This window comes from Streptomyces sp. NPDC093586, assembly GCF_044764905.1.
In the GTDB taxonomy this organism is placed as follows: domain Bacteria; phylum Actinomycetota; class Actinomycetes; order Streptomycetales; family Streptomycetaceae; genus Streptomyces.
Genome location: NZ_JBIWJA010000029.1, coordinates 91,395 through 103,060, shown reverse-complemented (window position 1 = coordinate 103,060; position 11,666 = coordinate 91,395). Strand labels below are relative to the sequence as shown.

Genomic DNA, 11,666 nt, shown 5'->3' with positions numbered 1-11,666 from the left:
GGGGGGTGTGGGGGGGGGGGGTGGGGGGGGGGGGGGGGGGGGGGGGGGGGGGGGGGGGGGGGGTGGGGGGGGGGGGGGGGGGGGTTGGGGGTGGGGGGGGGGGGGGGGGGGGGGGGGGGGGGGGGGGGGCCCCCCCCCCGGCCCCCCCCGGGCGGGGGGGGGGGGCGCCCCCCCCCCCCCCGCCGGTCTCCCGGGGTCAGAAGAACTCCGCCCACGGCTGGTCCCAGACCTGTTTCACGCACAGGACCAGGAACAGCAGCCCGGCGACGGCGAGCATGCCGTTGCTCAGGGCGCCGTTGCGCCATTCCCGGGGGGTGCGGGCGGAGTTGAGGAGCCAGATCAGGGTGAGGGCGAGGAAGGGCATGAAGGCGGCGCCCAGGACGCCGTAGATGATGATCAGGCGGAAGGGCTGGCCCTGGAAGAGCAGGACGATGGGCGGGAAGGTGAGCCAGAGCAGGTAGGCGCGGAAGGACCAGGAACGTTCACGGCGGCCCGAGGCCAGTTCGTCGCCGCGTGCCTCCCGCTCTCCCCGCTGCCGGGCCAGGAAGTCGGCGAACATCAGGCTCACGCCGTGCCAGACGCCGATCAGGGAGGTGAAGGAGGTGGCGAAGAAGCCGATCAGGAAGAGCTTGCCGGTCGCGGTGCCGTACTGGTCCTCCAGGACGTCACCGAGCTGGATCAGGCCCTTGTCGCCGCTCGCGATGGCGATGTTCGCCGAGTGCAGCAGCTCGGCGCCGACGAACAGCATCGCGACGACGAAGATGCCGGTGGTGGCGTAGGCGACCCGGTTGTCGAGGCGCATGACCTTCATCCAGCCGGTGTCCGTCCAGCCCTTGGCGTTGACCCAGTAGCCGTACGCGGCCAGCGTGATCGTGCCGCCGACGCCGCCGATCAGGCCGAGCGTGTTGAGGACGGAGTCCTTCTCGTCCGGGAGGACCGGCAGGAGACCGGCGAAGGCGTCGCCCAGGTGGGGCGTGACGCGGACGGCCAGGTAGACGGTCACCACGAACATGACGCCGACCAGGACCGTCATGACCTTCTCGAAGACGGCGTACTTGTTGAACCAGACGAAGACCAGGCCGACCAGCCCGCAGGCCACGCCCCACCACTCGAGGTCCATCACGTGCGGGAACAGGGCCTGCAGCGGCAGGGCGCTGGACGACATCGCCGCCGCGCCGTAGACGAAGCCCCAGATCACGGCGTAGACCGCGAAGAACCACATGGTCCAGCGGCCGAGGCTCGCCCAGCCGTCGAAGAGGGTGCGGCCGGTGGCCAGGTGCCATCGGCCGCACGCCTCCGCGAGGGAGATCTTCACCAGACAGCCGACGATCGCCGCCCACAGCAGCGTGTAGCCGAAGTTGCTGCCCGCGATGAGGGTGGCCACGAGGTCGCCGGCGCCCACACCGGTCGCGGCGACGACGATGCCGGGGCCGATGTGGCGCCAACTGGACTTACGGGGGGCCGGGTCGGTTCCGGCCCCGGCGTCGCGTGGTGCACCGGTGTCCCTGGTGTTGCCCGTGGTGTCCGCCATGTGAATCAAGGAAGCGGAAAGCGGCCGGTGAGGCAAGAGGGCGTACGGGGATCTCCACGCGATGCGCTTACTCGGCGGTGGCCGCGGCCTCCCGCTCGCCGGCGTCCGCGTCGTCCTTCGCGTCCGACGCCGCCTCGGACTTCGGCTTCGCGCCCGACGCCGCCTCGGACTCCGGCTTCGCGCCCGACGCCGCACCGGACTCCGGCTCGCCGTCCGTCTCAGCGTCCGCCTCGTCGTCGAAGTACGCGTCCAGGACCTCGTCCAGGGCCGCGTCCCACTCCTTGAAGCGGCTCCTGGACGGCGCCTCGATCTCGATCGGGTACCAACGGCGGTCCGGTGTGTGGACGGTGACGGTGTATCGCTTGCCGAAGCGGGCCGTCTCGGTCTCGACGGCGCCGATCTCGTCCCAGCGGAACTCGCACGCCTGGTCGTCGAGCGCGAGCCGTACGCCCCGGTGGTCGGCGACGATGCGGGCCCGGCGGTCGGCGGCCTCGAAGACCGGCCCGTCGGGGGCCGCTTCGGGCTCCTCCGCCACCTCGGAGGCCGTCTCGGAGACCGCCTCGGTCCCTTCGGAGGCGGTCTCCTCGGCCGGGGACACGGAGGCGTCCTCGGCCGGTGTCGCGTCCTCCGGCTGGTCGGAAGGGGGCGGGGTGAGCCCGGGGACGAAGGCCGGGTCAAAACCGGCGCCCTTCACCACGGGCTCGCCCGGCAGGGGCCGGCTGCTCGATCCAATGCGCTGCTCCACAGCGGGCAGTATGGTCGACGTTCCTGTGCGGAGGACAGCCGGGCCCGGCATCGTTACGCCGACGATGCCTAGACGAACAGGCTGAGCACGGCGGCGACCACGAAGCCGCCCAGCGACAGCACGCTCTCCAGCACGGTCCACGTCCTCAAGGTGTCCCGTTCGCTGATGCCGAAGTACTTGGCCACCATCCAGAAGCCCCCGTCGTTGACGTGCGAGGCGAAGATGGAGCCCGCCGAGATGGCCATGATGACCAGGGCGGTGAACGCCTGCGAGTGGTCGCCCCCGGCGAGCAGCGGCGCCACGATGCCCGCCGTCGTCACGATGGCGACCGTCGCCGAGCCCTGCGCGACCCGCAGCACCAGGGAGATCAGGTACGACAGGACGATCACCGGCAGGCCGACGTCGTGGAAGGTGTCGGAGAGGGCCTGGGCGACGCCGCTGGCCTTGAGGACGGCGCCGAAGACACCGCCCGCGCCGACCACCAGCAGGATGTTGCCGACCGGCTTCAGCGAGGCCGTCGAGACGGTCTCCAGGGACTTGCGGGACCAGCCGCGCCGGATACCGAGCAGGTAGTAGGCGAGGAACAGGGCGATGGTCAGGGCCACGAAGGGGTTGCCGAAGAACTCGATCACCGAGCGGCCGGTGGAGGGGTCCAGAGCGATGGAGGAGAAGGTCGCGGCGAGGATGAGGACCAGCGGGGTGCCGATGATGCCGAGGACCGTGCCGAGCGGCACCGGCGTCTCGCGCGGTGCGACACCGGCCTTGCGCTGTTCGTCGATGACGGCCTGCTTGGCCTCCTCGGCGGCCTCGACCATGTCCTGCGGCACGGGGACGAAGATGCGGCGGCCGACCCAGGCGGCGTAGGCCCAGGCGGCGAGCACGGCGGGGACGCCGCAGACGATGCCCATGAGGATCACCCAGCCGAGGTCCACGTGCAGCAGTCCGGCGGCGGCCACGGGGCCGGGGTGCGGCGGCAGGAAGGCGTGGGTCATCGACAGGCCGGCGAGCAGGGGCAGGCAGTAGAGCAGGACCGACTTGCCGGAGCGCTTGGCGGCGGCGTAGACGATCGGCGCGAGGACGAAGATGCCGACGTCGAAGAAGACGGGGATGCCGAAGATCAGGCCGGTCAGGCCCATGGCGAGCGGGGCGCGCTTCTCGCCGAACAGGCCGAGGAGCCGGGAGGCCAGCACCTCCGCGCCGCCGCTGACTTCGAGGATCGCGCCGAGCATGGTGCCCAGGCCGATGATGATGGCGACGTGGCCGAGGATGCCGCCCATGCCGGACTCGATGGTGGAGACGGCGTCGGACTTCTGGACGGTGCCGAAGAGTTCGGTGACCGACAGGCCGGCGAGCAGGCCGACGGCTATGGAGACGGCGAGAAGCGCGACGAAGGGCTGCAGCCGCACCTTGATGATCAGGAAGAGCAGGAGCGCGATACCGATCGCGGCGACGGTCAGCAGACCCGCCGTGCCGTCGATCAGGGCGAGCAGGCCGCCGGTGTGCGGCGGGGCCTCGGGGGCGGCGAACTGGAGGGACGGGAAGGACATACGGGGGTCCTCTGGGTGAACGCATAAAGCTTTCGGGCAGGGCGGGGCGCGGCACGGCGCCCCCGGGGGGCGCCGTGCCGTGCGACAGACAGGCGGGATGCCGGAAGGGGTCAGCCCAGGACGGCCAGCGCGTCGATCTCGATGAGGAGTCCGGCGGGCAGACCGACGTAGACGGTCGTGCGCGCGGCGGGCGGCTGGGTGAGGCCCTGCTCCTCGAAGTACGCGTTGTAGATGTCGTTCATCTCGGCGAAGTGGTCGACGTCGGTGAGGTAGACGCGGATCATCATCACGTCGTCCCAGCCCGCGCCGCCCTCTTCGAGGATCGCCTTGACGTTGGCGAGGGTCTGGAGGGTCTGCTCGCGCAGGGTCGGGCCGGCCGGGGTGGGGGCCTTGCCCTCCTCATGGGGGAGGAAGCCGACCTGGCCGGCGACCTGGAGGATGTTGCCCTTGCGGACGCCGTGGGAGAACTTCGCCGGCGGGACGGTGTGGGTCGCGGGGGTGAGAGCGGTCTTGTCGGTCATGGCGTGTCCTTCTCGGGGTTGTGCGAGGGGGTGCGCGAAGGGTGGTGCGCGGGGTTCTGCACGGGGGTCCTGCCGGAGTACTCGCCGCTGATGGCGTCGGCCGTGCGGCGCACCAGCGGGAGCAGGGTGAGGAGTTCGTCGGCGGTGACGACGACGTTCGGCGCGGAGACCGACATCGCGGCGACGACCCTGCCGTCGGCGCCCCGGATGGGCGCGGCGACGCAGTTGATGGACTCCTCGTGGCCGCCGAGGTCGGTGGCCCAGCCCTGTTCGCGCACCGTGGCCAGCTCCTTGAGGAAGGCGTCGGCGTTCGGCGTCGAACGGGCCGTGTAGAGGGGGTAGTCGAGCTTCTCCGCGACGGCGCGGCGCTCGTGCTCGGGAAGGTCGGCCAGCAGCAGCTTGGCGACCGCCGCGACGGTGAGGGCGACGGGCTTGCCGATCCGGGAGTACATGCGGACCGGGTAGCGGCTGTCGACCTTGTCGATGTACAGCACCTCGTCGTCCTCGTGGACGGCGAGGTGGACGGTGTGCCCGATCTGCTCGTTGAGGCGTACGAGGTGGGGGTGGGCGATCTCGCGGACGTCCAGGTTCTCCATCGCCTCCTGGGCGAGGGAGATGAGGCGGGCGCCGAGGCGGTAGCGCTGGTCGGACTGGCGGTAGACGAAGCCGTGCTCGTGGAGGGTGCGCAGCAGGCGCAGGGCCGTGGACTTGTGGACGCCGAGCCGGTCGGCGACCCGGCCCAGGTCGGCGGGGCCCTCGGCGAGCAGCGGCAGGATGCTGAGCGCGCGGTCGACGGTCTGGCTCATGGTGTGCGTACCTCCTCGTCGGCCCCTTCGTCGGCCTGGGTCCAGCCGGGGCCGAGTCGCAGTCTCCCCCACGCGTCGTCGTCGAGGGCGGCCAGGCGGTCGGCGTGTGCGCGCGCCGGGGGCGCGGCGAGGTCGCCGGGGACGGTGAGGGCGGCGGCGGCCGTCAGGTGGCCGTGGCGCAGGCGGTCGCGCACGGGCAGTCCGCGCAGGGTGGCGGAGAGGAAGCCGGCGGCGAAGGCGTCGCCCGCGCCGACGGCGGCGACGACGTCGACGGTGAGGGCGGGGACGGAGACGACGCGGTCCCCGTGGAAGGCGGTGGCGCCGGCCGCGCCCTGCTTGACGACGAGCAGCTCCGGCTCGGGCAGGGCGGCGCGCACGGCCTCGGGGCCGCCGAGCCCCCAGGCCTCGTCCTCGCCGACGAAGACGAGGTCGGCGCCGCGCGCCAGCTCCAGCAGCACCGCCGGGCCGTCGCCGTCGCGCCACAGGCCGGGCCGGTGGTTGACGTCGAAGGAGACCAGGGGGCGGCCGGGGCGGCGGACGGTCAGTTCGCGCATCAGGCCGAGGCAGTCGGCGGAGAGCGCGGCGGTGATGCCGGACAGGTGCAGGACGCGTCCGGCGTGGAGCGCGTCGAGGTCCACGGTGGCGGGCGACATCGCGGAGGCGGCCGAGCCGGCCCGGTAGTACGCCACCTCGTGCGCGTCGGTGGCGCGGTCGCCGGCGGTGCGGAAGTAGACGCCGGTGGGGCGGTCGGGGTCGCGGCGGACGGCGGAGACGTCGACGCCGTAGGAGCCGATCGTCTCGACGAGGTGGTCGCCGAAGCCGTCGGCGCCGACGGCGCTGACCCAGCGGGCGGTGTGCCCGGCGGCGGCCAGCACGCAGGCGACGTTGGACTCGGCGCCGCCGATGGCGCGGTCGAAGGAGGGGACGTCGGCGAGGCGGCCGGGGCGCGAGGGCAGGAAGGTGACCATGGACTCGCCGAGCGCCACCACATCCACGACGTCGGAGGCGGTGCTGCGGGGTCCGGTGGCGGTCACGATGGTGGGGCTCCTTGCGCTGTCGCGGGCGGCGGCTCCGTTGACCCCGCGTTGGCCGAGATGTTAGACAGCAGTGAGCGATATACGCAATGGGTGTTGCAGAGGATGCAATGCCCCACCTCAGGGAGGCTCCATGGCCCTCGACACCGGCACCGAAGCCCTCGCCCGTCTGGCCGAGGAGCACGTCGACCACCGCTTCAAGGGCCTCCCGCCGGACGCCGCGGGCCTGACCGTCGCCGAGCTGGCCGCCCAGCGCCGCAACCTCTTCACCGGCGGCTTCACCACCCCCGTCCTGGCCCTCTCCGCCGAGCGCCTGGAGCACAACCTGCGGCTCATGGAGACGTACACCGCCCGGCACGGCCTCGCGTTCGCCCCGCACGGCAAGACCTCCATGGCCCCCCAGCTCTTCCACCGGCAGATCGAGCACGGCGCCTGGGGCATCACGCTCGCGGTGCCGCACCAGGTGCGCGTCGCACGGGCCTACGGCGTCCAGCGGGTCTTCCTCGCCAACGAACTGGTCGACGCCGCCGCCCTGCGCTGGATCGCCGCCGAGCTGGACGCCGACCCGGACTTCCGCTTCGTCTGCTACGTCGACTCGGTGCGCGGTGCGGAGCTGATGGACGCGGCGCTCGCGGGCCTCTCCCGCCCGCTGGACGTGGTCGTGGAACTCGCCGCCGGCGAGGACGCCCGCACCGGCGTGCGCACCGAGGCGGAGTGCGCGGCGGTCGCCGACGCCGTGACGGCCGCCGCGTCCCTGCGTCTGGTCGGGGTCGCCGGGTACGAGGGCGAGGTGCCGGACGCCGGCCCGGAGAAGGTGCGGGCGTGGCTGCGCCGGCTGGTCGCGCTCGCCGTCGGCCTCGACAAGGAGGGACGCTTCGCGGACACGGACGAGATCGTGCTGAGCGCGGGCGGCAGCGCCTGGTTCGACGCGGTGGCCGACGTCTTCGCCGAGGTCCCGGAGCTCTCCCTCCCGGTGCTGAAGCTGCTGCGCTCGGGTGCCTACGTCAGCCACGACGACGGGCACTACCGCGAGCTGACCCCCTTCAACCGCGTCCCCGCCGAGGGCGCCCTGGAGCCCGCGTTCCGCCTGTGGTCGCAGGTCGTCTCCCGCCCCTCCCCCACGCAGGCGTTCACCAACGCGGGCAAGCGGGACGCGGCGTACGACCTGCACCTGCCCTTCGCCCAGGTGGTCCGCCCGGCGTCCGGCGGCCCGGAGCGTCCGGCGACCGGCATCACGGTGACCGCCCTGTCCGACCAGCACGCCTGGCTGCGCACCGCCCCGGAGGCGGAGCTGGAGGTCGGCGACTGGGTCGGCACGGGCCTGTCCCACCCGTGCACCTCCTTCGACAAGTGGCAGCTGATCCCGGTCGCCGAGGCGGACGGGACGGTCGTCGACTACATCCGCACGTTCTTCTAGAGGAGACCCTGGTGGAAGAGCTGGTCATCCGGGACGCCGAGGTCGTCGACGGCACCGGTGAGCCCTCGTACCGCGCCGACGTGGTCGTCGACGGCGGCCGCGTCGTGACGATCGTCAAGGAGGCGGCGGCCGCCGGCTGCCAGCGCCCCCGGGCCCGGCGCGAGCTGGACGCCGAGGGCCTGGTCCTGGCCCCCGGCTTCATCGACATGCACGCCCACAGCGACCTGGCCCTGCTGCGCGATCCCGACCACAGCGCGAAGGCGGCCCAGGGCGTCACCCTGGAGGTCCTCGGGCAGGACGGGCTGTCGTACGCGCCGGTCGACGACCGCACGCTCGGCGAGGTGCGCCGCGCGATCGCCGGGTGGAACGGCCCCGGCGACGACGTCGACCTCGACTGGCGGTCGGTCGGCGAGTACCTGGACCGCCTCGACGGGGGCATCGCGGTCAACGCCGCCTATCTGATCCCGCAGGGCACGGTCCGCGCGCTCGCGGTCGGCTGGGAGGACCGCGAGGCGACACCGGCCGAGCTGGAGCGGATGCGCCGGCTGGTCGCCGAGGGCATGGAGCAGGGCGCGGTCGGCATGTCGTCCGGGCTGACCTACACGCCGGGCATGTACGCGAAGGACTCCGAACTGACCGAGCTGTGCCGGGTGGTGGCGTCCTACGGCGGCTACTACTGCCCGCACCACCGCTCGTACGGGGCGGGCGCGCTGGAGGCGTACGCCGAGATGGTGGAGCTGACCCGCGAGGCCGGCTGCCCCCTCCACCTCGCCCACGCCACCATGAACTTCGGCGTGAACGAGGGCCGGGCGCCCGAGCTGCTGACGCTGCTGGACGAGGCGCTGGCCGCCGGTGCCGACATCACCCTCGACACCTACCCGTACACCCCCGGCTGCACGACCCTCGTGGCGCTGCTGCCGAGCTGGGCGAGCGAGGGCGGGCCGGAGCGGGTCCTGGAGCGGCTCGCCGACGACGACACGGCCGAGCGCGTCCGCCACCACCTGGAGGTGACCGGCTCCGACGGCTGCCACGGGGTGCCCGTGGAGTGGGAGACGATCGAGATCTCCGGCGTGAACGACCCGGCCCTGGCCGAGTACGTCGGCCGTACGGTGCTGGAGTCGGCCCGGCTGCGCGGCGAGACGCCGTGGACGGTCGCCCGGCGTCTCCTCCTCGCCGACCGGCTGGCCCCGACGATCCTCCAGCACGTCGGTCACGAGGAGAACGTCCGCGCGATCATGCGGCACCGCGTCCACACCGGCGGCTCGGACGGCATCCTCCAGGGCGACAAGCCGCACCCGCGCGCCTACGGCACCTTCCCGCACTACCTCGGCCACTACGTCCGCGAGCTGGGCGTGCTGTCGCTGGAGGAGTGCGTGGCCCACCTCACCGCCCGCCCGGCGGCCCGGCTGCGGCTGCCGGACCGGGGCAGGATCCGCGAGGGGTACCGGGCCGACCTGGTCCTCTTCGACCCGGCGACGGTCGCGGCGGGCAGCACGTACGAGGAGCCGCGCCGGCTTCCGACGGGCATCCCGTACGTGCTGGTCGACGGCCGGTTCACGATCGAGGACGGGCGGCGCACGGACGTCCTGGCGGGGCGGTCGGTGCGCAGGACGCCGCGCTGAGCCGCGGGCGGCTACGGCTTGGGCAGGGCGCACCCGCTGCGGCTCAGGTCCAGCCTGTTGCCGGCGCCGAAGCAGGCGGGGATCTGGTAGGTCTGCTGGGCGTAGTTGATGCCCTCGCGGACGGTCACCGTGCCGTCGGCGGCGACCTCGCAGGGGTTGTTGTCGGTGCAGCGGCCGCCGTCCTCGTTGCCGGTGTTGTTGACCGCGACGACCTTGCCGGTGGCGTTGTCGAGGACGGGCGACCCGGAGGTGCCGCCGATGGTCCGGCAGGCGGAGGTGTAGCGGACCGAGTCCTTCCAGGTCCACTCCCCCTCCTTCAGGCGGTACGCGAAGCCGTCGATGTCGCAGGCGTAGGTCCGCTTCCAGTAGCCGGAGACGACGGTGATCGCGGTGCCGGCGACCGGGTGCGTGTCGGCGAGGGTGAGCGGGCTGATCCCGTAGGCGGTGCGGATCTGGGCGTAGGTGCTGGTGAGCTGGTACAGCGAGACGTCCGTGTCGGTCATCGTCGCGTAGGCGATCCTGCTCGCGCGCAGGGTGCCGACGCGGGTGCCGGAGGCGTTCAGCAGCCCGAAGGACCGGCTGGACGCCCGGTTCACGACGACCTCGCCGGCCGCCGGGAAGCCCGTCTCCAGGCAGTGCCCGTTGGACATCACCAGGGCCGGGTCGGTGTCCTGGGAGGCGGGAAGGCGCACGACCGAGCCGGAGCAGTTGCTGAGCGAGACGGTGCCCGCGAAGGTGACGGCCTGGACGGCGGCGGGCGCCGGGGCGGCGGCGGGTGCCGGGGCGGCGGCGGGTGCCGGGGCGGCGGCGGGTGCCGGGGCCGCCGCGACCGCCGGTGCCACGCCCGCCCCGGTGACGGCCAGGGTGGCGAGCGCGGCCAGGAGAGGCTTGTTCATGTGGGGTCCCCTCTTCGGACGCGGGCGGCCGGAGATCTTCCGGCGCCGCGTCTTGTCATGGACATTGTTTGTATGTCCGGGGTGCGCGACAAGAAGGGGGACGGAAGACGGCCGAATGCGCGGCCTTGACGGACGCCCACGGCCGGCCCCGCGACCGCGCCCGGCGACACGTCCGGGTGAACGGCGGGACGGACGGGACAGCGGGGGCACGGGAGGCGCGAGCTGCCCCGACGACGCCTCCCGCGGATCCCACGTGGCGGATGACACGGCCCACCGGACGCCACCGGGCCGTAAGCTCGCGGGCATGCAGGTGATCCAGTCGACCAAACTCGCCAACGTCTGTTACGAGATCCGGGGCCCGGTGCTCGAGGAGGCGATGCGGCTGGAGGCGGCCGGTCACCGCATCCTGAAGCTGAACACGGGCAACCCGGCGGCCTTCGGTTTCGAGTGCCCGCCCGAGATCCTGGAGGACATCCTCCGCAACGTCTCGACGGCGCACGGGTACGGCGACGCGAAGGGCCTGCTGGCCGCGCGCCGGGCGGTCGTCATGCACAACCAGACCCTCGGCATCGAGACGGACGTCGAGCACGTCTTCATCGGCAACGGCGTCTCCGAGCTGATCGTGATGGCGATGCAGGGCCTACTGGACGACGGCGACGAGGTCCTCGTCCCGGCGCCGGACTACCCCCTGTGGACGGCCGCCGTCTCCCTGTCCGGCGGCACCGCGGTGCACTACCGCTGCGACGAGCAGTCCGACTGGATGCCGGACCTCGCGGACGTCGAGCGCAAGGTCACCGACCGCACCAAGGCCCTCGTCATCATCAACCCGAACAATCCGACGGGCGCGGTGTACGACGAGGAGGTGCTGCGGGGCCTCACGGACATCGCCCGCCGGCACAACCTGCTGGTCTGCTCCGACGAGATCTACGACAAGATCCTCTACGACGACGCGGTGCACACCCCGACGGCCGCGATCGCCCCGGACCTGCTCACGCTCACCTTCAACGGCATGTCGAAGGCGTACCGGGTGGCCGGCTACCGGGTCGGCTGGATGTCCGTCTCGGGGCCGCGCGCGCACGCCGAGTCGTACATCGAGGGCCTGACGATCCTGGCGAACATGCGGCTGTGCGCCAACATGCCGGGCCAGCACGGCGTGGTCGCGGCGCTCAGCGGGCGGCAGACGATCAAGGACCTGGTGCTGCCGGGCGGACGGCTGCGCGAGCAGCGCGACGCCGCGCACGAGGCGCTGACCAGCATCCCGGGGGTGACCTGCGTGAAGCCGAAGGGGGCGCTGTACCTCTTCCCGCGCCTCGACCCCAAGGTCTTCAAGATCAAGGACGACCGGCGGATGGTCCTGGACCTGCTGCGCCAGGAGAAGATCATGGTCGTCCAGGGCACCGGCTTCAACTGGCCCGAGCCCGACCACTTCCGGGTGGTGACCCTGCCGACGGCCGGTGACCTGCGGGAGGCGGTGGGCCGGATCGGGACCTTCCTGGAGGGTTACGGCCAGCCCTGACCCCCCACGATCCGTGCATACGGAAACCACT

10 protein-coding genes are annotated in these 11,666 nt (G+C 72.7%); 3 read left to right on the top strand and 7 right to left on the bottom strand.

Annotated features, from left to right (window positions below; genetic code table 11):
* Window positions 1–196: 196 nt before the first annotated feature.
* The 6 genes from ACIRFH_RS26450 to ACIRFH_RS26425 all read right to left on the bottom strand — a co-directional run bounded on the left by ACIRFH_RS26450 (window position 197) and on the right by ACIRFH_RS26425 (window position 6,184).
* Entirely contained in the window at window positions 197–1,531 is a 1,335-nt protein-coding gene (locus ACIRFH_RS26450) for an Nramp family divalent metal transporter (RefSeq protein WP_403525617.1), read from the bottom strand.
* Window positions 1,532–1,598: 67 nt separating this feature from the next.
* On the bottom strand, window positions 1,599–2,276 hold the full coding sequence (locus tag ACIRFH_RS26445) for a hypothetical protein (RefSeq protein ID WP_403525614.1): 678 nt from the start codon (window positions 2,274–2,276) through the stop codon (window positions 1,599–1,601).
* Window positions 2,277–2,344: 68 nt separating this feature from the next.
* Complete coding sequence (locus ACIRFH_RS26440; RefSeq protein WP_403525611.1) at window positions 2,345–3,823, bottom strand: GntP family permease; 1,479 nt, start codon at window positions 3,821–3,823, stop codon at window positions 2,345–2,347.
* A gap of 110 nt (window positions 3,824–3,933) precedes the next feature.
* Window positions 3,934–4,344 carry a RidA family protein gene (locus ACIRFH_RS26435; RefSeq protein ID WP_403525608.1) on the bottom strand — a complete coding sequence of 137 codons (411 nt, stop codon included), beginning with the start codon at window positions 4,342–4,344 and terminating at the stop codon, window positions 3,934–3,936.
* Window positions 4,341–5,150 carry an IclR family transcriptional regulator gene (locus tag ACIRFH_RS26430; protein ID WP_403525605.1) on the bottom strand — a complete coding sequence of 270 codons (810 nt, stop codon included), beginning with the start codon at window positions 5,148–5,150 and terminating at the stop codon, window positions 4,341–4,343. The genes ACIRFH_RS26435 and ACIRFH_RS26430 overlap by 4 nt, the downstream gene beginning before the upstream one ends.
* Window positions 5,147–6,184 carry a sugar kinase gene (locus tag ACIRFH_RS26425; RefSeq protein WP_403525602.1) on the bottom strand — a complete coding sequence of 346 codons (1,038 nt, stop codon included), beginning with the start codon at window positions 6,182–6,184 and terminating at the stop codon, window positions 5,147–5,149. Before ACIRFH_RS26425 ends, ACIRFH_RS26430 begins: the two co-directional genes overlap by 4 nt.
* A 133-nt stretch (window positions 6,185–6,317) precedes the next feature.
* Between ACIRFH_RS26425 and ACIRFH_RS26420 the strand changes: the two genes are divergently transcribed.
* Entirely contained in the window at window positions 6,318–7,601 is a 1,284-nt protein-coding gene (locus ACIRFH_RS26420; protein WP_403525599.1) for an amino acid deaminase, read from the top strand.
* A gap of 11 nt (window positions 7,602–7,612) precedes the next feature.
* Window positions 7,613–9,223 carry an amidohydrolase family protein gene (locus tag ACIRFH_RS26415; protein ID WP_403525596.1) on the top strand — a complete coding sequence of 537 codons (1,611 nt, stop codon included), beginning with the start codon at window positions 7,613–7,615 and terminating at the stop codon, window positions 9,221–9,223.
* A gap of 11 nt (window positions 9,224–9,234) precedes the next feature.
* Here ACIRFH_RS26415 and ACIRFH_RS26410 read toward each other — a convergent pair whose 3' ends face one another.
* Window positions 9,235–10,119, bottom strand: a complete 885-nt coding sequence (locus tag ACIRFH_RS26410; protein ID WP_403525593.1) for a serine protease — start codon at window positions 10,117–10,119, stop codon at window positions 9,235–9,237.
* A 304-nt stretch (window positions 10,120–10,423) separates the two neighbouring features.
* Here ACIRFH_RS26410 and ACIRFH_RS26405 point away from each other — a divergent pair, with 304 nt between their 5' ends.
* Window positions 10,424–11,635, top strand: coding sequence for a pyridoxal phosphate-dependent aminotransferase (locus ACIRFH_RS26405; protein ID WP_403525591.1), 1,212 nt, complete (start codon window positions 10,424–10,426; stop codon window positions 11,633–11,635).
* Window positions 11,636–11,666: the final 31 nt, after the last annotated feature.

Bases quoted from the DNA above. Each gene is read 5' to 3' on its own strand.
- ACIRFH_RS26440 (WP_403525611.1), bottom strand. From the start codon at position 3,823: ATGTCCTTCCCGTCCCTCCAGTTCGCCGCCCCCGAGGCCCCGCCGCAC.
- ACIRFH_RS26410 (WP_403525593.1), bottom strand. From the start codon at position 10,119: ATGAACAAGCCTCTCCTGGCCGCGCTCGCCACCCTGGCCGTCACCGGG.
- ACIRFH_RS26435 (WP_403525608.1), bottom strand. From the start codon at position 4,344: ATGACCGACAAGACCGCTCTCACCCCCGCGACCCACACCGTCCCGCCG.
- ACIRFH_RS26405 (WP_403525591.1), top strand. From the start codon at position 10,424: ATGCAGGTGATCCAGTCGACCAAACTCGCCAACGTCTGTTACGAGATC.
- ACIRFH_RS26420 (WP_403525599.1), top strand. From the start codon at position 6,318: ATGGCCCTCGACACCGGCACCGAAGCCCTCGCCCGTCTGGCCGAGGAG.
- ACIRFH_RS26430 (WP_403525605.1), bottom strand. From the start codon at position 5,150: ATGAGCCAGACCGTCGACCGCGCGCTCAGCATCCTGCCGCTGCTCGCC.
- ACIRFH_RS26450 (WP_403525617.1), bottom strand. From the start codon at position 1,531: ATGGCGGACACCACGGGCAACACCAGGGACACCGGTGCACCACGCGAC.